The sequence below is a fragment of the Streptomyces sp. NPDC048420 genome (genome assembly GCF_040651535.1).
GTDB lineage: Bacteria > Actinomycetota > Actinomycetes > Streptomycetales > Streptomycetaceae > Streptomyces.
On the sequence record NZ_JBEZKG010000053.1, the window covers coordinates 1 to 23,495 of the forward strand.

General features: G+C 70.2%; 13 protein-coding genes and 5 pseudogenes. 12 read left to right on the forward strand and 6 right to left on the reverse strand.

The window, feature by feature from the left end; all coding sequences use genetic code 11:
* Positions 1–227: 227 nt before the first annotated feature.
* Positions 228–662, reverse strand: a complete 435-nt coding sequence (locus AB0D34_RS45690) for a MarR family transcriptional regulator (protein ID WP_362673820.1) — start codon at positions 660–662, stop codon at positions 228–230.
* A gap of 195 nt (positions 663–857) precedes the next feature.
* Here AB0D34_RS45690 and AB0D34_RS45695 point away from each other — a divergent pair.
* A pseudogene (locus AB0D34_RS45695) lies at positions 858–1,493 on the forward strand (phosphatase); the annotation flags it as partial.
* A gap of 230 nt (positions 1,494–1,723) precedes the next feature.
* Positions 1,724–2,071 (forward strand): annotated as a pseudogene (locus AB0D34_RS45700) (GMC family oxidoreductase N-terminal domain-containing protein); the annotation flags it as partial.
* A 31-nt stretch (positions 2,072–2,102) separates the two neighbouring features.
* On the opposite strand, the gene AB0D34_RS45705 reads toward AB0D34_RS45700, so the two are convergent.
* The 4 genes from AB0D34_RS45705 to AB0D34_RS45720 form a co-directional block, all read right to left on the reverse strand.
* On the reverse strand, positions 2,103–2,957 hold the full coding sequence (locus AB0D34_RS45705; RefSeq protein ID WP_362673774.1) for a carbohydrate ABC transporter permease: 855 nt from the start codon (positions 2,955–2,957) through the stop codon (positions 2,103–2,105).
* The gene (locus AB0D34_RS45710) at positions 2,954–3,910 is read right to left on the reverse strand and encodes a sugar ABC transporter permease (RefSeq protein ID WP_362673776.1); all 957 of its coding nucleotides are present in this window, start codon (positions 3,908–3,910) and stop codon (positions 2,954–2,956) included. The genes AB0D34_RS45705 and AB0D34_RS45710 overlap by 4 nt, the downstream gene beginning before the upstream one ends.
* A gap of 354 nt (positions 3,911–4,264) precedes the next feature.
* Positions 4,265–5,575 carry a carbohydrate ABC transporter substrate-binding protein gene (locus AB0D34_RS45715; protein ID WP_362673778.1) on the reverse strand — a complete coding sequence of 437 codons (1,311 nt, stop codon included), beginning with the start codon at positions 5,573–5,575 and terminating at the stop codon, positions 4,265–4,267.
* 173 nt (positions 5,576–5,748) lie between these two features.
* Positions 5,749–6,819 (reverse strand): LacI family DNA-binding transcriptional regulator, encoded by a 1,071-nt coding sequence (locus tag AB0D34_RS45720; protein WP_362673780.1) that lies wholly within the window; start codon positions 6,817–6,819, stop codon positions 5,749–5,751.
* Positions 6,820–6,988: 169 nt separating this feature from the next.
* Between AB0D34_RS45720 and AB0D34_RS45725 the strand changes: the two genes are divergently transcribed.
* From AB0D34_RS45725 to AB0D34_RS45735, 3 genes and pseudogenes are all read left to right on the forward strand, one after another.
* Positions 6,989–9,094, forward strand: a complete 2,106-nt coding sequence (locus AB0D34_RS45725) for a glycoside hydrolase family 36 protein (protein ID WP_362673783.1) — start codon at positions 6,989–6,991, stop codon at positions 9,092–9,094.
* Between the two features lie 616 nt (positions 9,095–9,710).
* A complete protein-coding gene (locus AB0D34_RS45730) occupies positions 9,711–11,297 on the forward strand; it encodes a metallophosphoesterase family protein (RefSeq protein WP_362673785.1) in 1,587 nt (528 codons plus the stop codon).
* A 3-nt stretch (positions 11,298–11,300) separates the two neighbouring features.
* Positions 11,301–11,722: pseudogene (locus AB0D34_RS45735) on the forward strand (LacI family DNA-binding transcriptional regulator); the annotation flags it as partial.
* 122 nt (positions 11,723–11,844) lie between these two features.
* Here the strand turns inward: AB0D34_RS45735 and AB0D34_RS45740 are convergent.
* Positions 11,845–15,489, reverse strand: a complete 3,645-nt coding sequence (locus AB0D34_RS45740; protein WP_362673788.1) for a LamG-like jellyroll fold domain-containing protein — start codon at positions 15,487–15,489, stop codon at positions 11,845–11,847.
* 345 nt (positions 15,490–15,834) lie between these two features.
* Here AB0D34_RS45740 and AB0D34_RS45745 point away from each other — a divergent pair, with 345 nt between their 5' ends.
* From AB0D34_RS45745 to AB0D34_RS45775, 7 genes and pseudogenes are all read left to right on the forward strand, one after another.
* On the forward strand, positions 15,835–16,845 hold the full coding sequence (locus AB0D34_RS45745) for a LacI family DNA-binding transcriptional regulator (protein ID WP_362673791.1): 1,011 nt from the start codon (positions 15,835–15,837) through the stop codon (positions 16,843–16,845).
* A gap of 162 nt (positions 16,846–17,007) precedes the next feature.
* On the forward strand, positions 17,008–18,255 hold the full coding sequence (locus AB0D34_RS45750) for an extracellular solute-binding protein (RefSeq protein ID WP_362673794.1): 1,248 nt from the start codon (positions 17,008–17,010) through the stop codon (positions 18,253–18,255).
* Between the two features lie 38 nt (positions 18,256–18,293).
* Entirely contained in the window at positions 18,294–19,229 is a 936-nt protein-coding gene (locus AB0D34_RS45755; RefSeq protein WP_362673796.1) for a sugar ABC transporter permease, read from the forward strand.
* Positions 19,226–20,035, forward strand: coding sequence for a carbohydrate ABC transporter permease (locus tag AB0D34_RS45760; RefSeq protein WP_362673798.1), 810 nt, complete (start codon positions 19,226–19,228; stop codon positions 20,033–20,035). Before AB0D34_RS45755 ends, AB0D34_RS45760 begins: the two co-directional genes overlap by 4 nt.
* Before the next feature lie 48 nt (positions 20,036–20,083).
* A complete protein-coding gene (locus tag AB0D34_RS45765) occupies positions 20,084–21,823 on the forward strand; it encodes a trehalase family glycosidase (RefSeq protein WP_362673800.1) in 1,740 nt (579 codons plus the stop codon).
* Positions 21,824–21,867: 44 nt separating this feature from the next.
* Positions 21,868–22,056: pseudogene (locus AB0D34_RS45770) on the forward strand (hypothetical protein); the annotation flags it as partial.
* Between the two features lie 223 nt (positions 22,057–22,279).
* Positions 22,280–23,459: pseudogene (locus AB0D34_RS45775) on the forward strand (hypothetical protein); the annotation flags it as partial.
* Positions 23,460–23,495: the final 36 nt, after the last annotated feature.

Consider the following 23,495-nt stretch of genomic DNA (forward strand, 5'->3'; position numbering starts at 1 on the left):
CGCCTCACCGGCGAGAACACCATCTCCTGGCGCCACCCGACATCACCGGATCAAATCCGCATCCCTGGATGAAACAACGGGAGAAAACGACCTCTAAGGGCCGCGAAGCGCACTGTTGCCGTTTGACAACAATAGTCAGGAGGCAACAAAGTGGCCGTGTCGGACGTGCGCGGGGAAGGAACTGGAATGCTCCGGTCGACGGAGACCGCTCCGCCGCGAACCGCGGTTCAGGCGGTCTGGCTGCCGGAACCCCGGTCGTCGTCGTGTATCTGCGTCGCGGCTGTGGCGCAGAACGCCTCCAGCCCCTCCATCAGAGCGATCCGCTTGGCGACGGGCATGTCCACCAGCACCTTGCGCAACTCCTTCTCCCTGCGGGCCCGCAGGTCGGCCAGGAAGGTACGGCCGCGGCCGCTGAGGTGCAGCCGCACCTCGCGCCTGTCCTCCGCGCCGATCACCCGCTCGACGAACCCGGCGGCGACCAGCCGGTCGCACAGCCGGCTCGTGGACGGCGGGGTGGAGGCGAGGGACTCGGCGAGCGTGCGCAGGTTGATGCCGTCGTGGTGCTCGAGAATGTGCAGCACCCGCAGCTGGGACGCGGAGGTGGGCGCGGTCGAGGCCCTGCCCCACACGACCTCCAGCAGCTCGACGGCCGTGGTGGTCACGCGCGCGACCTCGTCGGGCTCGGGGCGGCGGAAGGCAGTCACGATCACACTCTCGCAGGCACTGGGGTGCCTGTCAGCGTACTAGGCGCACCGCCGGCCACCGATGAGCCGGCACAACCGGCGCAGCCCTTGCACGAGAAGGACCTCCTGGGAGAGGTCCGTACGTTGTCCGGCGAAAGATTGGTCTTCCTCATCGTGAACAGACTCGAAGCCGCTGAACGCGCCCTGCGCGCAGCGGCTCCCCACGAATTGCTCGACGCCGTCCGTGCCGTACTCCTCGAACGGTACGGCGCGCGATCCGTCGAGTTGTTCATGGCCGACTACGGCCTGACGGTGCTTCAGCCCGTCTCCGTGCTCCCGCACACACTGGATCCGGTGTCCGTGCACAACAGCCCGGCCGGCCGGGCCTTCGGTTCCCAGGAGCCGTACCGCGAGGGACTCCGGGACGGGTCGGTCCGCCTGCACCTGCCCGTCAGTGTGCGCGGCGACCGCCTCGGCGTGCTGTCGGTGACCCTGCCCGCGGGCGACGACGCCCGCCGGTACGAGTCCGAACTGGCCGAGATCGCCGAGGTGTTGGGGCACGAGGTGATCGTGGCCGAGCGCGACACCGACCTGTACCTCCAGGCGCGCCGCAAGGACCGGCTCACCCTGGCCGCCGAGATGCAGTGGCAGCTGCTGCCCGGCCGTTCCTGCTCCCGTCCCGAGTACGAGCTCGCGGCCCAGCTGGAACCGGCGTACGCCATCTTCGGGGACAACTTCGACTGGTCCGCCACGGCCGACCGGCTGATGCTCTACGTCACCAACGGCATGGGGGAGGGCATAGAGGCATCTTTCAGTAATGGCCTTCCCATACGTATGCCACCCTCATTCAGACGCGGTACCCGAAGAGCCGCCGGGCAAGCACCGCACACGGAGCCATCGTAGGAACTCCTGCCGGACGAAAACACGACCCTTGGCGGTGATGCGTGCCGGGCAAGTTGCGCTCTTCGCAGCCTGGTGCGTATCGCGCTACCGGGTTTAGCGTGCCTCGCATATCTACGGAGCGAGCGAGACGAGGCACCATGGCTCTGCAGTACGACTTCGTCATCGTCGGTGGTGGATCGGCCGGCAGTGCACTGGCGAACCGGCTCTCCGCCGACCCGGGCAACCGGGCGCTGGTCCTTGAGGCCGGCCGGTCGGACTACCCGTGGGACGTCTTCATCCACATGCCCGCGGCGCTGACTTACCCCATCGGCAGCCGTTTCTACGACTGGAAGTACGAGTCCGAGCCCGAGCCCCACATGGACGGCCGGCGCGTCCACCACGCCCGTGGCAAGGTGCTGGGCGGCTCCAGCAGCATCAACGGCATGATCTTCCAGCGCGGAAACCCCATGGACTACGAGCGCTGGGCCGCCGATCCCGGTATGGAGCGACGCCTGGGCGTACCGGTAGTTGTCCAAACTACTTGACGGCTCCGCTGGTGATGCCGGAGACGATGCGGCGCTGGGCGATGACGAAGACGAGCACCATCGGCAGGCTCATCATCACGACGTAGGCGAAGATCAGATGCCAGTTGTTGAGGTACAGCTGGGCGCTGGCGACCTGGTAGAGGTTGAGCGGCAGCGTGGCCTTGTCACCTCCGCCGAGGACGAAGAAGGCGTAGAAGATGTCGCTCCAGGCGAACAGCATCACCATGATCGTCGCGGTGGCGATGACCGGGCGCAACAGCGGCAGGATGATCCGCCAGAAGACCCGTATCGGCCCCGCGCCGTCCATGCGCGCGGCCTCCTCCAGCTCTTCCGGAAGGGCCCGGATGAACCCGGTCATGAAGAAGATGGAGGTGGACAGGTACATCCCGGCGTAGACGCCGATCATGCCGGGACGGGTGCCGGCCAGGCCGAGTTGGCGCAGCTCCATCACGATGGTGATCACCGCGGGCGGCAGCAGCAGACCGCTGATGCTGAGCGCGTACAGGGCGTTGACGAGGCGCCCCTTGCGGCGGGCGAACACCCAGGCGGCACCGGCCCCGAGCAGCAGGACCAGCACGACCGAAGGGGCCACCACCAGAAGGCTGTTGACGAAGCCCTGGACGATCTTGCCCTCGTCGAAGGTCTGTCGGTAGTTGGCGGCGGCCTGGGCGTGGTGGGGCAGGGAGAGGTTGGGCTTGATGGACTCGGACTGCGGCTTGACCGAGGTGACTGCGACCAGCCACAGCGGAATGCCGATGGTGACGGCGGCGATCAGCAGCACGACGACGGGCTGGACCCAGCGCCACGGGCGCCGGTGGACGGGCGCGAGCGCGCCGACGGTGGTCACTGGTTGTTCTCCCTGCGGCGCAGTCCGACGATGACGGGCACGGCGAGCACGACGACGATGAGGAACAGCACCAGGCTCATCGCCGAGGCCTGCGCGTACAGCCCCTGACCGAAGATGCGGAACATGTAGATGTTGAACACCTCGGTCTCGCTGCCCGGGCCGCCGGCGGTGGTGGCCTGGACGATGTCGAAGGTGTTCATGGAACCGATCAGCGCGGTGGTCACGTTGAAGGTGACCGCCGGGGCGAGGAGCGGGAACCTGATCGACCAGAAGGTGCGCCAGCCACCGGCCCCGTCGATCCTGGCCGCCTCCAGTACATCCCCCGGCATGCTCTTCAGCCCGGCCAGATAGATCAGCATGGCCAGGCCCATCCATTTCCAGCCGTGGATGAGGGTGACGACGACCAGGGTCCAGGTGGTCGAGCCCAGCCAGGGGGTGTCGACCGGGTGACCCGCCAGTGAGGACAACACGCTGTTGAGCGCCCCGTCCTGGGCGAGCAGGGCCCGGAAGATGTAACCCACCGCCAGGGCGGAGATCAGCACCGGCAGGAAGAACACCGCGCGGAAGAACCGGTTGAAGCGGGTGTCGCGCTCCAGGAGCAGGGCGAGGCCGAGACCGAAGCCGTTCTGGAAGACGGCCACGAGGACCGCGTACTCCAGGGTGATACGGATGTCACGGACCATCGACCCGTCGTGCAGGATCGTGGAGAAGTTGTCGAAGCCCACGAAGCCGATCTGCGGGTGGAACGCCGACCAGTCGGTGAACGGGTAGACGAAGTTCAGCAGGTTCGGCAGCAGGAAGAAGACACCGAACACGGCGAGCGCGGGCACCGCGAACCACCACGGCTGGTTGGCCCTGCGGCGCGACCGCCCGGCCCTGCCGGGACGCGCGGTCCGGTCCGCTTCCTTCGCGCGCGTGGCGTCACCGACGCCGAGGGTGGCTGTGTCCGCCACGTTTCAACCTCCGGTACGGGGCCCCGGGGTCCGTCGCCGACGGGCGGCCCGGGGATGGGGCTGGCTGGGAGTTCCTGGGGTGCGGCACACCGGACCGGGCAGCGCCGAGCAGGACCGTGGTCCGGACCGCTGGGTGCGGTCTGCGACTGTCCCGGACCCTGGCTGAGGCCGTTTCTGTCGGGTGGTGTCGGCTGCGACCGCCCCGGCCGGGTGGTGTCGGCTGCGACCGCCCCCGCCAGGGCTTCCGCTTCGGGGCCGTCGGCGACGACACCGCCGTGCGGTGGCCCTGTGCGCAGGCGGCGGGAGTGTGCCACCCGCGCGATCCACGGCGCACCCGCAGGGTGCCGGTGCCGGTCAGAAGCCCGAGACCCCGCGGGCCTTGAGGACCTGGTCGAACTGGTCCTCGGCGGCCTGGGCGACCTGCTGCGGGGTCTTCTTGCCGTAGATCATGTCGGCCAGGGCGAGATGCATGTCCGGGGCGGTCAGCGCCTTGACCTGGAAGACACCCGTGGCGGCGGTGAGCGCCTCGGCCTGGGCGGTCGCGGTCTGCGGCAGTCCGTCGGGGTTGGGCACGGACGGCTCCACCGAGACGAGTTTGTTGGCCTTGATGTAGGCCGGGTAGTCCTCGCCGAGCCAGAAGGACATGAACTGCCGGGCGGCGGTCTGCCGCTTGCTGTCACCGGTGTTGAAGGCGACCACGCCGTTGGTCTGGTCGGGCGAGTACTCGGCCTGCGCGGCGCTGTTGGAGAGCGGGAACCAGCCCAGCTTCTCGTCCATCTCCGCGGTGCTGGAGGTCGCCTGGATCTCGGACTGCAGCGAGGTGACGTTGACGGCCATCGCGGCGCTGCCGTCCATGATCGCCTTGCCCTGGTCCACGAAGGTCGCGGTCTTGTAGTTCTTCTGCGCGAGCCCGCCGTCGAGCACCTTCGTCTTGTACTTGGTGATGGCGTCGACGATGGTCTTGTTGGTCCAGGAGTCCTTGTTCTTGTTGAGGTCGTCCCAGAACGACTGCGGCAGGTCCGTCATCTGGAGCTGCACCTGCCACTGCAGCGGCCACTTGTCGCCGCCGACCTCGAAGAAGGGGGCCACGCCCGTCTTCGCCTTGATGGTCTTCGCGTCGGCGAGCATGTCGTCGTAGCTGGTGGGCATCTCGGTGATGCCGGCCTTCTTGAAGACCGCCTTGTTGTAGTAGACGCCGAGGACCGCGGGGCTGGTGACGATCGCGGCATAGCGGTGGCCGTCGACCTGCCCGAGGCTCTGCTCCGTCTTGCCGAGCTTGGAGACCCAGTCCTCCTTGTCGAGCTGCAGCAGGTTCTGGGCCGGCTGGATGAACGGCAGGGTGCTGCCCGTGGGCTGCCAGAACATCAGGTCCGGCTTGGTGCCCGAGGCGAGCTTGGTCGGCACGTTCGACTCGTACGGGTCGGGGATCACCTCGGTGGTGATCTTGGCGCCGGTGGCCTTCTCGAACGCCTCGATGACCTGCTTGGGCTGGGAGACGCTGTTCTGGGCCACCCACATCGTGAGCTTGACGCCCTTGAGGGAGGCGGTGGCGTCGACCGATCCGGTGGGTGCGGCACCGCTGCCGCCGGCGGTGCTGTCACTGCACGCGGTGGCGGTCAGCCCGAGGACACAGGCGGTGGCGAGGACGGAGACGGCTCTTCTCATGGCGTGATCCTTGGTCGAACGGAGGGTGAGGGTGGTGCGGTGAGCGGGTGGTGCGGTGCTGCCGTGGTGCGGTGAGCGGGTGGTGCGGTGCTGCCGTGGTGCGGTGAGCGGGTGGTGCGGTACTGCCGGAAGGCGGGCGTGCGTCGGTACGGCGGACCGGGTGGCGGTCCGGTTCAGGAACCGCGCGGCCCGGCACTCTCGCGGTGCACGAGGGTGGGTTCGGCCGGCGTGTGCGCGAACTCCTGTCGGTCGGTGTCGAGTTGGGCCCGCAGCAGACCGAAGGCGGCGCGGCCCAGGCCGTGGAAGTCCATGCGGACCGTGGTGAGGAAGGGGGTGAGGAAGGCGGAGTGCGGGGCGTCGTCGAAGCCGATGACGCTGACGTCCTCCGGGACCCGCCGGCCCGCGTGGTGCAGGGCCCGCAGGACACCGAGGGCCAGGTCGTCGTTGCCGCACAGGATCGCGGTGACGGCCGGGTTCCGGGCCAGCCTCGTCCCCGCCTCGTATCCGGCCTGCGCGTCCCAGCCCCGCCCGGACGGCGGGGGAGGGGTCACACCGGCCGACCTGAGGGCCTGACGCCAGCCCTCGGCGCGGGGTGATGCCGTACGCCGGTTCCCGGTCGAGGCGGGGAGCGCCACGTAGTGCACGGTCCCGTGCCCGAGCCCGAGGAGATGTGCGGTGGCGGTCCGGGCCGCCTCCCGGTCGTCGGCCCACACCGCGGGCCGGCCGGGCGTCCGGCCGGGCGCCGGCGCCTCCACCAGGGCGGCGCACGGAACCTGCGCCGGTACGCGGTCCAGGACGGCGGCGCCGAGACGGTCGTAGCCGATGACCACCAGGCCGCCACCGGTGCCGGCGGCCGCGGCGACCGTACGGTCCAGGTCGTCCTCGGGCGTCACCACCCGCACACCGAGGGCGTACCCGGCGGAGCGGGAGGCCTCCTCCAGACCCTGCAGGGTGGCCGCGTAGCCGTGGAGGACGGTGTTCGAGGTGAGGACCGTGACTGCTCGGGTCACCCCGCTGGCCAGGGCGAACGCGGTGGCGTTGCGCCTGAAGCCGAGGGCTCGCACAGCCGCTTCGACGCGTCCGCGGGTCTCCGCCTTCACGTTCGGACGGCCGTTGATGACCCTCGAAACGGTCTGGTAGGAGACCCCTGCCGCCTGGGCGACATCGCGGATGCTGGCGGGCCTCCGTTGCCCCGCGGAAGGGGCGGTCTGCCCGCCGAAGCTTGTGTGACCGGTCACATGCATGCGAGGATTGTGAGCGGTCACATCGCGGGCGTCAAGAGACCGTAACTGGGGATTTACCTTTCAAACACAGTCACCGGCGCGGCCAACCCTCCCTGGCCGAGCGCGAATTGCCAGCTCAGCGCTTATGGGACCGTCGCAGTACCGAACCATCCCGGAAGGGGAAATTGCGTTGACCGCAGTCGTCGGAACACTCGAGAGATCCCGTCTCTGGTCGCACCCGGAGCTCGGGCTGCACGCCGTCCTGGACGCCACGGGCTCGGTCCGGCTGGGTGCGCCCGACCAGGACTGGGCGGGCCTGGTCCCGCTCGTCGAGGTGACCGCCACCGGCCATGGCCGCCTGTGGTCGGGGGAGCGCTTCATCGAGACCGCGATCGGCGACCGGCTCACCTATCGCGACCATGAGACGGTCCGGGAGGGCGGCCGTGACCGTACGACCATCCGGCTGGCGGACCCGGAGACCGGCCTGGTCGCCGAGGTCGCTCTGGAGACGGCGCCGGGCGCAGCCTTCCTGCGCTCGCGGGTGCGCCTGGTCAACGGGGGCGGCGCCCCGCTGCGGCTGGAGAGCGTGAGCAGTCTGACCCTCGGCGGCATCACCGACGCCGGCGGCGGCCTGGAGCGACTGACCCTGCACTGGGCGGACAACGACTGGCTCGCCGAATGCCGTTGGCGCCAGGCCCCCTTCCGCGACCAGGTCGTCCCGCTGAGCCGGTTCGCCCACGGCCATGAGGGGCGTGGTTGCTTCGAGCGCTACTCGCAGGGCAGTTGGTCGACCGGCCGCCACCTCCCGATCGGCGCGCTCACCGACCTCTCCGGCCGCACCTGGCTGTGGCAGATCGAGTCCAGCGCGGGGTGGCGCTTCGAGACCGGTGAACGCGAGGGCGCGGCCTACGTCGCCCTGTTCGGCCCCGACGACGCCCACCACCAGTGGCAGCAGACGCTCGGGCCCGGCGAGGAGTTCCACTCCGTTCCTGCGGTCCTCGTGCGCACGGAGGAGGGCGGCCTCGACGCCGCCTTCGGTGAACTCACCGACCACCGCAGGCTGATCCGCCGCGACCATCCCGACCACCGCGCCCTCCCGGTGATCTACAACGACTACATGAACACCCTCATGGGCGACCCGACCACGGAGAGGCTCCTGCCGCTCATCGAGGCGGCGGGGAAGGCGGGCGCCGAGGTCTTCGTCATCGACGCCGGGTGGTACGACGACGATGCCCAGGGCTGGTGGGACGCCGTCGGCGCGTGGGAGCCGGCCCGGGGGCGCTTCCCCGGCGGCATCGAGGAAGTACTGGACGCGATCCGGGGCCACGGCATGGTCCCGGGACTGTGGCTGGAGCCCGAAGTCGTGGGCGTCCGCAGCCCGTTGGCCCACACCCTGCCGCCCGAGGCGTTCTTCCGGCGCGGCGGCCTGCGCGTCACGGAACACGGCCGACACCACCTGGACCTGCGCCACCCTGCCGCCCGGGCCCACCTCGACGCCGTCGTGGACCGACTGGTCGGCGAGTGGGGCGTCGGCTATCTCAAGCTCGACTACAACATCAACATCGGCCCCGGCACGGAGAACGGCACGGAGAGCCCCGGCGCCGGCCTGCTCGGACACCACCGCGCCCACCTCGACTGGATGAACGGCCTCCTGGACCGGCACCCCGGCCTGGTCCTGGAGAACTGCGGCTCCGGCGGCCTGCGCATGGACTACGCCCAACTCGCCGTGGCCCAGCTCCAGTCCACCAGCGACCAGCAGGACCCCTTGCGCTATCCGCCCATCGCCGCGGCCGCCGCCACCGCTGTGACCCCCGAACAGGCTGCCGTGTGGGCCTACCCCCAGCCGGACCACACCCCCGACCGGATCGCGTTCACCCTGACCGGCGCACTCCTGGGCCGAGTTCACCTCTCCGGCTTCCTCGACCGTATGAACGCCGAGCAGTTCGAGCTCGTACGCTCGGCGCTCGGCGTGTACAAGGACATCCGCCCGGAGATCGCCGACGCCCACCCCGTCTGGCCGCTGGGTCTGCCCGGTTGGGAGGACGCCTGGATCGCGCACGGGCTGCGGGGGCGTGAGTCCACGTACGTGGCGGTGTGGCGCCGGGAGCGCACCGGCGCCCGGGTGAGCCGCACGATCACCTTTGCCCATCTGCGCGGTGTCCAGCTGCGTCCGGAGGTGCTCCAGCCCACGACGGCCGACGTCACGACGGAGTGGGACGCGGCCGAGGGCAGGCTCACGGTCCGCCTGCCGCGTACTGACACGGCCGTACTCCTCAGGCTGCGCGCGGAGTTGTGACCGCGAGGAGGGGCGGCACCGTCGTGACGGACCCCCCTCCCGGGCCTGGCGCGATCTTGTTGCCGCACGCCTTGAGTAGGCGTACGTCGGGCCGCTCGTCACTTCGGGTCAGGCGTCACGAATCTCAGAGCCCAGGTCCAGGCAGGAGAAGGCCGCCCAGGAGCTATCGGGGTGGCGAGCGTCCGGTTGCGCGTCGGGGAGGCAGCCGGCCGGCTTCACCGCGGAGGTGGACGCGCGGCTTCGCGCCGGGGAGACGGCCGCCCGGTTCCGTGTCCTGGAGGCGGGTGGAGAAGGTCGTCCTGGTGCTCTCGGGGTGGCGAGCGTCCGGTTGCGCGTCGGGGAGGCAGCCGCCCGGCTTCGCGCCGGGGAGACGGCCGCCCGGCTCCGCGTCCGAGAAGCAGGCGCCCGGCTCCGTGCCGTAGAGGTAGGTGCTCGGGGACCGATTCCCGCGGGCTCCCCCCCCGTCAAGGGCCGGGCGGCCAGCGGCAAAGGCGTGGGCAAGATTTGGCCGGGTGGGCCGCTGCTCGGGGCTCGATGACCGTCTGGCAATGCGGTGTTCACTCAAGAGCCGCCGGGGAGGGCCAGGGTGCGGTCGTCGTCAGTCAGGGAGGGCAGCATGACCGCACAGTCAGGTCCGGCGAAGGCTTCTGAGGGGGTCAGTCGGCGCCATGCGCTGGGCCTGTTCGGTACGGCGGGGGCGGGCGCGGCCGTCACCCCGCTGCTCGGTGCGGGTACGGCACAGGCCGCCCCGGCGCTTCATCTCACCGCGGACTCGTCCGGCGCACCCCCGGTCCAGGGGCTGCACCTGACCTTCGGCGCGGACCCGCGTACCCAGATGACGGTCTCGTGGCTCACCGACCGGCCGGTGACCAGACCCGTCGTGCGCTACGGCACCCTGGAGCACGGCTTCGGCTCAAGCGCCGAGGCCCGGACCGTCACCTACGTGGACGGCACGTCCGGCCGTTCCGTCTACGTCCACCACGCCGCGCTCGAACGGCTGCGCCCCGGCACCGAGTACATCTACCTCGCCACCCACGAGGGGGCCACCCCCGACAGCGGTACGTTCCGCACAGCACCGCGCGGACGGCAGCCGTTCACCTTCACGAGCTTCGGCGACCAGTCCGCCCCGCAGGTCACCTGGGCGGCCAACGGCACCACCGCGCTGGACGCCAACTCCACCCCCGCGACCAAGGACATCGTCACCGGCGTCGAGCAGGTGGCTCCGCTGTTCCACCTGCTCAACGGCGACCTCTGCTACGCCAACCTCGACGTCGACCGGGTGCGCACCTGGAACAACTTCTTCACCAACAACACCCGTTCGGCACGCTTCCGGCCCTGGATGCCGGCGGCCGGCAACCACGAGATCGAGAAGGCCAACGGCCCGCTCGGCTTCGGCGCCTACCAGACCTACTTCGACCTCCCCTCCACCGAGACGGACGCCGAACTCGCCGGTCTCTGGTACGCGTTCACGGTCGGCTCGGTCCGGGTGATCGTGCTGCAGAACGACGACAACTGCCTCCAGGACGGCGGCGACCTCTACATCAGCGGCTACTCCGGCGGCCGCCAACTCGCCTTCCTGGAAAGAGAACTGAAGGCGGCACGGTCCTCCCGTGACGTCGACTGGGTGGTGGTCGCGATGCACCAGGTCATGATCAGCTCCTCGGACGCGAACGGCGCCGACCTGGGCCTGCGCCAGAAGTACGGCCCACTGTTCGACAAGTACGGCGTGGACCTGGTGCTGTGCGGCCACGAGCACAACTACGAGCGCTCTCTCGCCGTCCGCGGAGTCGTCACCGGCAGCGAGACCCTCACCCCCAACCCGGTGTCCGGCGCCACGGACTCCATCGACACCGGCCTCGGCACCGTGCACATGATCCTCGGCGGCGGAGGCGTCTCGGGCACCACCAACCAGAACTTCTTCAAGGACGGCAGCGCCAAGGTGATCACCTCGGTGTCGTCGACCGCCGGCCCCAACGGCAAGCGCACCGCCACCTACACCAAGGAGGAGGCGGTCTGGACCGGAGTCCGGGACCTCGAGCACCCCTACGGCTTCGCCGCCTTCACCGTCGACCCGGGCCGGCACGCCGGGGACACCACCCGCATGCACGTGACCTACTACAACGTGAACAAGCCCAACGGCGATCTGTCCGTGTTCGAGACGTTCACGCTGCACCGCCGACGTTCCGACGGTCACTCTGGCTGAGATCTGAGCCGCCGGACAGCCCGGCTGGCCGGTGTCTCGCAGAAGACGGTCTCCCGGGTCTTCAACGGCGAGCGATACGTGTCCGCCGACGTGCGCCGTCGGGTCCTCGAAGCTGCCGAGTCGCTCGGCTACCGGCTACCGGCTGACGCCGCGGCCCGGACCCTGGCCTCGGGGCGCACCCGTTCGATCGGCGTGGTCACCCTCGGTACCGCCGTGTACAGCCCCGCCTCCCTGCTCATCGGCATCGAGCGGGCCGCCCGGGACGCGGGCTGCGCGCTCCGGATCCTCAACACGCTGGAGGGGGCCCGGCGGGCGTCCGCGGGGCGGCGGAGTCGCTCCTCGAACAGGGCGTGGACGGCATCGTCGTGTCCGAACCGATCGGCGAGGGCGCGGTGTCGATCGGTGGCGACGTGCCGGTCCTGGTCGGGCGGACGGCGTCGCTCCTCCGGCTCGCACGACTGAACAGTGACCGGCCCTGCAGGCGGTCAAGGACACCGACGTGCATCTGACCGGCGGCGCCTCACGACGCCGCCGGTCAGGCATCACCTCACCGCACCTCCCTCGCGTACGGCGCCACGGCGATCCGGTCGATCAGCGGGGCGTACCGGGAGCGGAGGAGTACTCCGGGGAAGGTGTCCGAGGCGTACGTCGTGCCGTCGAAGTTCGGCAGTTCCTCGGAGCGGAAGGTGAGGGTGTTCGTCCCCTTCTTCAAGGTGACCGGCACGGTCAGCTCCCAGAAGTTGTTCTGGTGGAAGGTGTGCGGGAAGCCGACCCGCTGGATCGCGCCGCCGTTGACGGAGATGTCCGCGTGCCGGGCGAGCGGGTCCGGGTTGTAGTGGGTGGCCTCGGACTGCTCGGGGTTGGAGTAGCGGATGCGCAGCGCGTACCGGCCGGCCTGGTCCGCGGTGACCGTGAACGTGGCGGTGTTGCCGTTGCCCGGGTCGCCGCCGACGCCGGTGATCGCCGTACCGTCGGTGGCGAGTGACAGCGGGGTGAGCGTGGCCGAGCCCGCGAGTACGGCGTCCTGCGCCTCGTAGGTACGCGTCTTGAGCGCGCCCTCGGTCGGCGTGACCGTGAGACGGTCGACCAGCGTGGCCGACGAACCGCCCGTCAGCGTCACCTTGTTGACGCCGCCGGAGAGGGAGACCGCGACGCTGCCTCGCCCCTTGGCCAGCCGCAGGACGTCCTGTCCGTTGACGGAGAGTCGTGCGTCCGCTCCGCCCAGGGTGTCGACGTTCAGCGTGGCCTCCCGGTCGGCGGGGGAGTAGACCCAGAACGTGGCCGTCTGGCCCTTCGCGAGCCGGGCGGCGCCCGATCCGGAGGACTTCGGCACGTCGTAGACGGGCCGTGCCCCGCCGCCCAGCCAGGCCAGTTCGCCCTCGTACACCTGAGTGGTGGCCGAGGCGTCCGGCAGGGACAGGGTGAGGCGGTCGACGATGGCATCGCCCTTCGTGACCCGCTTGCCGTCGAGGCTCTTCGCGGCGAGCGTCAGGGTGTGCTTGCCCTTGGTGAGCTGCACCTTGGTGTCGGTGTGGTCCCACACCACCCACTTGTAGCCGAGCGGCATGTACAGCTCCTGCTCGCTGCCGGCCGCGCCGTCCACGCGCAGGAAGACGTTGGTGGGGCCCTGCTCCTTCACCTTGTCGAAGGTGTTGAGGGAGTTGGCGAAGACGCTCAGGTCGTAGGTGCCGTCCTCCGGCACGTCCACGGTGAAGTCGAGCGTGACGTCCGAGCCGGTGCGCAGACCGCCCACGTCGTAGCCGCCGGAGGTGTAGAACTTCGACACGTCACTCGTCGAGCCCTCGGGGCCGTTCTTGGAGTAGCCGGACCCGGTGTGGGCGGCGTCCTCCGCCTCGTACGAACCCTGCCAACGCACCGGCGGGGACTGGGTCTTCGCCGCCTTGCCGGCCGGGCTGAGGACGATCTCGTACGCCGAGGACTCCTTCAGCTTGGGCAGTGCCCCGTCACCGAAGTCGACGGTGACCGTGCCGTCGTCCGCGACCTTCAGATTGGTCTCGGTGAGCAGCTTCGGGCCGGAGTTGTCGCCGACCTGTCCGCTCCACTCGATCTCCCGCACCCAGGCGTGCACGTTCCTGCCGAAGAGCTTCTTCGGGACGCCCGCGAAGGTGACGTGCCCCTTTCCGGTGGAGCCGCCGAAGAGCAGCCGGGCCTGCTTCTTCTTCTCGTCGAGGGTGGCCACGCCCTGCATGGTGTAGTTCTGGCCGGGGAACGGCGGGTTCACGGAGACCGTGTGCCCGCTCATCGACGCGTACGAATTCAGCAGCCACCACTGGCCGTTGCCCCGGTTGGACTGCACCGCGGAGTCGGAGAGGTTGCCGTCGATGTTCCAGTACGCGATGTCGGCGTCCACCTTGGACTCCTCGATCGCGGACACCCACTGGATCATCTGGCCGGGCACGGAGGTGTGGTAATTGAAGGCGTACTCGTTGATGTTGACGGGGAGTTGGGTGCCCTCGCGAGAGGTGCCCTTGAACAACTCCTTCTCCCACACCCGGTACTTGGCCACGCTCTGGCGCACCGCCTCCGGGTGGCTCAGCTCGTGCCAGGTGATGACGTCCGGGAGGGTGCCCGCGGCCAGGGCGTGCGTCAGGAAGCCCTTCACCTGGTCGTACAGGACACTGGTGTTGGGACCGGCTATACGGGCGTCGGGCATCTTGCCCTTGATCAGCTTGTACGCGGAGTCCCAGGCGGCGAAGTAGTCGTCGGGGTCGTTCAGCCAACTGACCTTGTTGTAACTCCACTGACCGGTACCGAACATGTTGCCCTCGGGCTCGTTGAACGGCACGAAGACGATGTTGTCCTGGTACTGCTTCGGCAGCTGGAGCACCTGGTCGACCTGCTTGGCGATCTTCTCCTCGTAGAGCTTGAGCTTCTCGGCGGGGGTGTCGCCCGGCCACTCGTAGGGGAAGCCGCGGTGGATGTCGGTCATGTAGATGTACACATCACCGTCGGTGGAGTCGGCGAGCGGCTTGACCACCTCCAGCGCGTCGGCGCCCGGGTGCTGCGGCCCGTCCTGGGCCTTCGTGGAGACCGTGCGCAGCCCCATGCCCTCGATGAGGTTGTTGGTGGGGACGTCCGGTCCGTACACGCCGTAGAGCGTGCCGGAGGCGCCGCCGTGGAACGCGCCGGTGTCCGAGCCGAGGTCAACGGTGAGCGCCCCCTCACGGACCACGGTGACGGTGGCCTGCACGGAACGTCCGGCCGCGGTGCCCGCCACGGTGAACGTGCCCGGCTGGGCGTACTTCTCCGCCGGTACGGCGTCCCAGACGACGGGAGCGTCACGGTCGTAACCGTCGGAGAAGGAGGCGCGGACGGCTGCGGGGAGCGACGGGGCGGTCCCGGTCGTCGTACGGAGGTCGAAGGACGTCTGCGAGAGGTCCTGGAGGGTGGGGACGCTTCCGACGGTGCCGGCCACCTGCTCGGGGCTGAGCGCCGCGTGCCACACCGTGAAGTCGTCGATCGCACCCTTGAACAGCGGGTCCTCGTAGAACGACTTGCCGATGTAACCGGCGGCCGTGGCCGAACCGTCCAGCAGGTCCGCGGCCTTCACGCCGGTCTTGGCCGAGGAGACCGCCACGCCGTCGAGGTAGGTGGTGACCCGGCCGGCGGAGGTGTCGAGGGTGACCGTCACGGTCCGCCACTGGTCGGCGGGCAGCGCCGCGTACCCGCTGACCTGCGCCTCCCCGCCCCCTCCGCCGGTGGTCACGGCGGTGCGCAGGACGCTGCCGTTGGAGGGCGTGGTGAAGAGGTACTTGGTGGTGTTGGTGCCCAGGTCGAAGATGCGCTGCCAGGCCGACCGGTCGTCGCCCCACTTGACGCGGGCGGAGACCGTCAGGTCGCTCGCGCCGGCCAGCACTTCGCGGGGCAGGCGGACATACGCGCCGGTGGAGGAGGGGGCCCCGCCGGGGAGGGCCAGCGCCTTGCCGCCGTCGCTGCCGGTGACGGACTGGGCGGTGGAGCCGTTCACCAGGCTCGCCGTCAGGCCGTTGCCGGAGCTGTCGGTGATCTTTCCGGAGGCGAGGTCGTCCTGGTCGAAGGTGTAGCGGGCGACGGGACCGGGCGGCTCGGCCGCGTGCGCGGGGACGGCGGGTGCGGCCAGCAGGCCCGCGCCGAGGGCCAGCGCCAGGGCGGCCGGAGCCCGGCGCCGCGTGGATCTGTCAGCGGATGGCATGGATTGCGTCCTCAATCGTCGGATAACGGGTTGCGGTCGGTCCGCATGCACGTTGAACCGGTTCGACTCGGGGGGTGTGCAGCGGGGTGGTCTCCGTGTCGGGTGAGGTGGGAGGCGGCTCTGTGAGGGGTGGTGCGAGGGGGGACCAGGTGACAGCGTCGAACCGGTTCGGCGAAGCTAGCACCGGGACATCGGGCCAGCAATCCTTTGGACACAGGGATCTCGCCCTCTTCTTGGTGCTGCCGGCGATTGCCGCACGGGTGTTGACAGGCGCCCGAGCAGTTCTTACGTTCACTTCCAAGCGAACCGGTTCGACAGCCGGTCGTCCTCTCCCAAGGAGCCGCCGTGAACATCGGTGAGATCGCCCGGCTGGCCGGTGTCTCGCGGAGCACCGTGTCCTATGCGCTGAGCGGCAAGCGCCCGGTGTCGGAGGACACCCGCCGGAAGATCCAGCAGGTCGTGGACGAGCTGGGCTACCGGCCCAGCGCCAGCGCCCGCGCCCTGGCCAACGGGCGGACCAGCACCATCGGCCTGGTCTTCCCGCCGGCCGGGAACCACTACACCGGGATGCAGCTGGACTTCATCGGCAGTGTGGTGGAGGCGGCCGCGGCGTTCGACTACGACGTCCTGCTGTCGCCCAGTGGTGTGGACAGCGACCGTTCCTTCCAGCGGCTGCTGGGGGAGCGGCGGGTCGACGGCACGATCCTGATGGAGATCAGGCTGGCGGACGACCGGGCGGATCACCTGGCCGCGCTGGGCTTCCCGTCCGTCTCCATCGGCCGTACCGCCCGGTCTGAGGACGCCTGGTGGGTCGGCCTGGACCACACCGCGCTGGCGGAGGCCTGCGTCCACCATCTCGCGGACCTCGGCCACCGCCGGATCGCCTTCGTCAACCGGCCCGAGCAACTCCTCAGAGCCGGCTACGAGTCCGCGCACCGCGGCCTGGACGGCTTCACGAAAGCCGCCGCCGAACGCGGGCTCACTGTCCGGACGTACTGCTGCGGCGACGACGCCGCCTCCGGCCAGAGCTGCGTGGAACACATCCTGCACGACGACCCGGCCACCACGGCCCTGGTCACCCTGAACGAGGCCGCGCTGGGCGGCCTCTACCGGGGGCTCGCCATGGCGGGCCGCCATGTGCCGCGCGACTTCTCCGTCACCGGGGTCGTCGCCAACCGCTGGGCGGAGACGGTCACCCCGCAGCTCACCGCGGCGGACGTACCGGCGGCCGAGATGGGCCGGCTGGCCGTCGAACTGCTGGTGGAACGGCTGGACGACGCCGACGCACCGCCCCGGCACCACCTCCTCACCCCACCGATCTCGCTGCGGGCCAGCACCGGGCCCGCGCAGGCCTGAGCACACCGCAGCAACCCGTCGACCCGTCGTCGTACCGCTCATCCCCGAATGGCCTGAACACCACTTCACGCCCGAACCGCCCGACGGCGCCGTTCGCCGTGCCCGCTTCTCCGCGCGACCCACCGCCGCGGCACCCGCTTGCCACAAACCGAAGGAACCGCCATGAACAGAATCTCCGGACAGCGCCGTCCGAGCGCCGCCGTACTGCTCGCCCTGGCCATCGCCGCCTCCGCCACCGCCTGCGGCTCGGGATCGGGCGGCACCGGGGCGAACGCGGCGGACAGCGGCACGTACACCGTCTGGGACCCGTACCCGCAGTTCGCCAAGGGCTCGGCCTGGACGCAGCTCCTCGACAAGTGCGGCACCGAGGCCGGCGTGAAGATCAAGCGGACCGGCTTCGACACCAGCGACCTCGCCAACAAGACCCTGCTCGCCGCCCAGCAGGGCAACTCCCCGGACCTCCTCGTCGTCGACAACCCGGTCGTCTCGACCCTGGCCGAGGCGGGCGTGCTCACCACGACCGACGAGAACAAGCTGGACACCTCGAAGGTCGACCCCAACCTCCTCGCGGCCGGCCAGTCGGGCGGCAGGACGTACGGCACCCCGATCGGCGCCAACACCCTCGCCCTCTACTACAACAAGGCCGTGCTGAAGGCGGCCGGCGTGGATGTCGCGTCCATCAAGGACTGGCCGTCGCTGACGGCGGCCCTGGGGAAGGTGAAGAAGGCCGGCAAGAAGGGCATCACCTTCTCCGCGATCGGCACCGAGGAAGGCAGCTTCCAGTTCCTGCCGTGGTTCTGGGGCGCGGGCGCGAAACTGACCCAACTCGACTCCGCCCAGGGCGAGTCGGCCCTCACGCTGTGGAAGGACTGGGTCAAGCAGGGCTACGCCCCGAACTCCGTCCTCAACAACACCCAGACCACCAGCTGGCAGGAGTTCGCGTCCGGCGACTACGCGTTCGCCGAGAACGGCACCTGGCAGCTGGCCAACGCCAAGAAGGCGGGCTTCGAGTACGGCGTGCTCCCGATACCCGGCGCCTCGGGAGGCAGCGCGGCCGCCCCGACCGGCGGCGAGTTCGTCACCCTCCCGGTCCAGGACGACACCGCCCGCTACACCACCTCCCAGAAGCTGGCGACCTGCCTGACCAGCACCCAGAACCTGTACGACACCGACACCACCCTGTCCTACGTGGCCCCCACCACCGAGGTCCAGGACAAGCAGACGGCGGCCGACCCCGAGCTGAAGCCCTGGGTCGCGGCGGTCCGCTCGGCCAAGGGGCGCACCAGCGACGACCTCGGCACCAAGTACCCGAAGATCTCCGAGCAGATGTGGAAGGCCGTCCAGTCCGCCCTCAGCGGCTCCAAGTCCCCGAAGGACGCGCTGACCGACGCCCAGTCCGCCGTCAAGTGAGCGCACCTCGGGGACAGTTGACGATCCGTACCACACAAGTGCCGCGCCCTCGGACCGACTCCGAAGGCGCGGCCCCCGAGGCGGGACGCCGTCCCGCCTCCCCGCAGTGGGCCGCCTGGGCCTTCCTCGCCCCGGTGACCCTCTACCTCGTCCTCTTCTACGCCTATCCGCTCTACCGCAACCTCGACCTGAGCCTGCGCAACTACACCGTCCGCTCGTTCGTCCAGGGCAACGCCCCCTTCGCGGGCCTGGCGAACTACCGGAAGGTCTTCGACGATCCGACCTTCACCCCCGCCCTGGTCCACACCGTGGTGTTCACCGCAGTGTGCCTGCTCTTCCAGTACGCCATCGGGCTGGCCCTCGCGGTCTTCTTCCACCAGAACTTCCGGCTCTCGGCCACCCTGCGGGCCCTGTTCCTGGTGCCCTGGCTGCTGCCGCTGATCGTGTCCGCGTCCACCTGGTCCTGGATGCTCAACAGCGACTCCGGCATCGTCAACGCCTTCCTGAGCGCGGTGGGCGTCGGCCCGGTGAACTGGCTGACCTCACCGTCCTGGTCACTGACCTCGGTGATCATTGCGAACATCTGGATCGGCGTCCCCTTCAACCTGGTCGTCCTCTACAGCGGCCTCCAGTCCATCCCGACCTCGCTGTACGAGGCGGCCGCCCTGGACGGCGCGAACGCCTGGCAGCGGTTCTGGCGGATCACGTTCCCGCTGCTGCGCCCGGTGTCCGCGATCACCCTGCTCCTCGGCCTCGTCTACACCCTCAAGGTCTTCGACATCATCTGGATCATGACCAAGGGCGGTCCGGCGGACTCCTCCACCACCTTCGCCACCTGGTCCTACCAGCTCGGCTTCGGCAACCTGCTGCCCGCCTTCGGCCCCGGCGCCGCCGTCGGCAACCTGCTGGTGGTCGCCGCCCTGGTCTTCGGTCTGGTGTACGTGCGGGTCCAGCGAAAGCAGGCGCTGTCATGACAAGGCCTTTGAAGACGGCCCTCGGCCTGCTGCTGACCGGCATCATGCTCTTCCCGGTCTACTGGATGATCAACGTGTCCTTCACCCGCGACCAGGACATGCGCAAGAGCCCGCCCGACCTGTTCCCCGTCCACGGCACCCTCGCCGGCTACCGCACCGTCCTCGACGAGCAGTTGCCGTACCTCGGCACCAGCCTCGTCATCGGCCTCGGCACCGTCGTCCTGACCGTGGCCCTGGCCGCCCCGGCCGGCTACGCGCTGGCCAAACTGCGCCCGCGCGGCGGCGGAGTGCTCAGCTTCCTGCTCCTGGCCGCCCAGATGATCCCCGGCATCATCATGGCGATGGGCTTCTACGCCATCTACCTCCAGCTCGGCCTGCTCCAGTCCGTCCCCGGCCTGATCGTCGCCGACTCCACCCTGGCCGTGCCGTTCGCCGTCCTCATCTTCACCGCGTTCATGTCCGGCATCCCCGGCGAACTGCTCCAGGCCGCGAGGACGGACGGCGCCGGAGCGCTGCGCACCTTCTGGTCCATCGTCCTGCCGATGAGCCGCAACGCCGTCGTCACGGTGTCCCTGTTCGCGTTCCTGTGGTCCTGGTCCGACTTCGTCTTCGCCGGAACCCTGGTCAACGGCGGCGCCCACGAGCCCATCACCCTCGGCATCTACCACTACATCGGCAACAACAACCAGGAGTGGAACGCCATCATGGCCACCGCCGTCGTGGCCTCGCTGCCGGCCGCGGTCATCCTCGTCCTCGCCCAGCGCTACGTCGCCGCCGGTGTGACCGCCGGTGCCGTGAAGGACTGAGCCCGCCCCCCGTCGCCCCCCACCGCTCGAGAAACGAGAAACCCCTTCATGACCGTCGCCCGTTCCGGCCCGGCCTTCTCCGTCCACGACATCCCGTTCAGCACCCACGGATCCTGGTTCGGCATCTCGCCCGTGGTGGCGGAGAAGACGTACGCCGACGACCTCCACCTCGTCTCGCACCAGAACGGCATGCACGCCGTCCTGCGTCTCATGCCGTACGACCCGGCGACGGGCCGGCGCGCCGAGACCGGTGTGTCGGCCACCCCGGGCCTGCTGAGCTGGACCGGCGCGAGCGGCCAGATCGATCTCGCCTACGAGTCGCCGGACACCGTACGACTGCGCGGTGCGGGTCTGCCGCTCAGGATCTCGGCGGCGGCCGGGACGCTGACCCCGTTCAGCGGGACGTACTTCTACCGCGATCCGGCCGCCGACGCGTACGTGTTCACGTCGTACGAGACCGGGCGCCGCTACCGGGTCACCGTGCTGGCCGGCACCGTCGACGTGTTCGGTGACCAGGCGCTCGGGAGCGCCGAGCGGGGCCTCATCCTCGCCGCCGACGCGGACGGGCGCTGGGAGACGGCCGTCGAGGAAATGGACACCGCCCGCCCGCCCTACGTGTCGACGGCGGTCTTCGACAAGGTCGTCGAGGCCGCGCGGAACTCCTTCGCGGACTTCGTCGACAGCGTGGCCCCCTGGCGCTCGCCCTCCACCCCGGCCGCCGAACTCGCCGCCTACGTCCTGTGGTCGGCGACCGTGCGCCCGGCCGGCCTGGTCACCCGGCCCGGCGTGCTGATGTCCAAGCACTGGATGGACAAGGTCTGGAGCTGGGACCACTGCTTCAACGCCCTGGCCCTGGCCCCCGGTTGCCCCGAACTGGCCCGGGACCAGTTCCAGCTGCCCTTCGACCACCAGGACGCGACGGGGGCCCTGCCCGACTCGGTCACGCACTCCGAGGTGCTCCGCAACTTCGTCAAACCGCCCATTCACGGCTGGGCGTTCGGCCATCTGCGCCGACGGCTGCCCACGCCTGTCGACCGGGCGGAACTGGCCGCGACGTACGAACGGCTTGCACGCTGGACGGAGTTCTGGCTCACCGCCCGGCGCGCACCCGGCGCCGAACTGCCCCACTACCAGCACGGCAACGACAGCGGCTGGGACAACGCCACCGCCTTCGACCCCGAACGCGTGGTCGTCACCGCCGACCTGGCCGCCTTCCTCACCCTCCAGCTGCACGAACTCGCCGAACTGGCGGCGCACTTGGACAGACCGGACGACGCCCAGCGGTGGACTCGTACCGCCGAGTCGACCCAGGCGGCGATGCTCGACCAGCTCTGGACCGGCGACCGGTTCGTCACCCGGGGTGCCGACAGCGGTGAGACCTGGGGGAGTTCCGGCCTGCTCGACCTGATGCCGATCGTGCTGGGCGAGCATCTGCCGGACGGGATCAGCGCAGTGCTGGCCGACCGAATCGAGGCCCACCTGACCCCGTACGGCCTGGCCACCGAGCTGCCGAGCTCACCCCACTACCTCGACGACGGCTACTGGCGTGGCCCGATCTGGGCCCCGGCCACGATCCTCGTCGAGGACGGCCTGCGCCGCGCCGGCCACGAGCAGTTGGCGGACGAGATCAGCGCCCGTTTCCGCGCCCTGTGCGAGACCCACGGCTTCGCCGAGAACTTCGACGCCCTGACCGGAACGGGTCTGCGCGACCGCGCCTACACCTGGACGGCCGCCGCCTACCTCCTCCTCGGGGAGGCACACGCCGAGCGGGGCGACCAGCTGGGCTGACCGTCCCCGCATGCGTGACGGCCCGGTCGAAGCTGCATCGGACGATCACGCGGGACCAGGGGGAGGGCGCGGTATCTTCGGCAGGTTGCTCGGCAGCCCTCGGCGACACCCGGGTGCGCGCGCTGGGGGGAGCGGCCGACGCCGGTGACTGGGAGGATGTCAAGGCGGCCCTGGCCCCCTTCGACCTCGGCCGCGACCACCAGGTCCTCGGCGAACTCGCCGATCTGGACGGCCCTCGCCGAACGGTTGCGCGCCTGGATAGCCCGGGCCGTCGCCAGCGACCCGGAGCTGCTGAGCCGCTTCCTCCAGGCCCACCACCTGGCCGTGAAGTCGCTCGCGGTGCACGACGACGAGATCCTGCGGATGCTGCTGCCCTGGCTTCCGTTCGAAGCCGTCGGCCGCGGGTACGCAGGCGGCGTCGAGGGTGCCGAGTCCATTGCGGGCGCCGACGGCGCCGGCGCTGCCGAGGCGAAGGCCGTCGCGCTGACCGCCGCCCACGCCGCCATGGTCCGCCTGGGTGAGGAGACGCCCGGTCTCGCCCCGTACCAGGAGGCCCGGCTGCTGCGGCTGCAGGCGACCGCGCCCGGCCTGCGCCTCCAGACGACGAGGAGCGAGGAGCACATCGCACCGGTCTTCGCCGAGGTCGACCTGATGCACGACTTCGCCACCCGGCACGACACCCCCGGACAGATCTCCGGCGACGTGCCCGCAGCGGTCTCCGAGATCGACGCCTTCCTGGAGCGGCTGAAGACCCAGGACCCCGCCTCCGGGACCCGCAGACCGCGTACACGGACCTCACCGAGGGCCTGCGAGGGGCGGCCGACTGGCCGGACGGCACCGGCGACACCACCCGCATCCCCGGTGATCTGGCCGAGGCCTGCATGCACCTGGGCCGCCCCGACGAGGCACTGCGCCACCTGACCCGCTCGGCGGAGGTGGACCTTCGCCGCGGCAGCAGGATCGACGCGTTCTGCACCTACAGCAACGCGGCCCAGCTCAGCCTCGACCTGGGTCGCATCGAGGACTGCATCGCTCTGCTCAACTCCCTGCTGGTCGAACCGGACGTCGCCGCAGGGGAGTTGGACGACCGACTGACCGCCCCAACACCTCAAGGCCGCGACAGCGGAGTTCGTCAGCCTCGCCGCCGAGTCGGCCGGCCGGGACGACGACCCCGGCAGCCACGCCATGATCGTCGCGGAGACGGCCGTACTCCTCGGCGAGTCCGGTGAGTTCGGCCGGGCCCGCGCGGCCGCGGACCAGGCGATCGCCGCCCATGCCCGGCCCCGCGTTTCCAGCAGCTCAGTAGCTCTCTGCGCGAGCTCGCCCGCCCGCAGGCCCAGCGGCAGGGCTCCGACGGCCTGACCGACGCACTCGCGTTCCTGGCCGACGCCGCCCGCGTCGCCGACGAGGCGCGTGCCGCCGGTTACCAGGCCCGTTCCCTGGACACGGCTCTGGCCTGCGAACACGGCCGGGGCAACGCCTACGCCGGCGAGTACGAGGACGCGCTGGTCCACCTGGACCGGGCCCTGACCCCGCTCGGCGAGCCGCAGCACGACGGCCGCGCCGGCGAGTGGGCCACACCGAGGAGAACGAGCCGCTCACCTCCCTGGCGGCCCAACTGCGCGACGAGGAGTAGGAGTAGGCGCTGTGCCCGGGCGACGGTCCGCCGCGG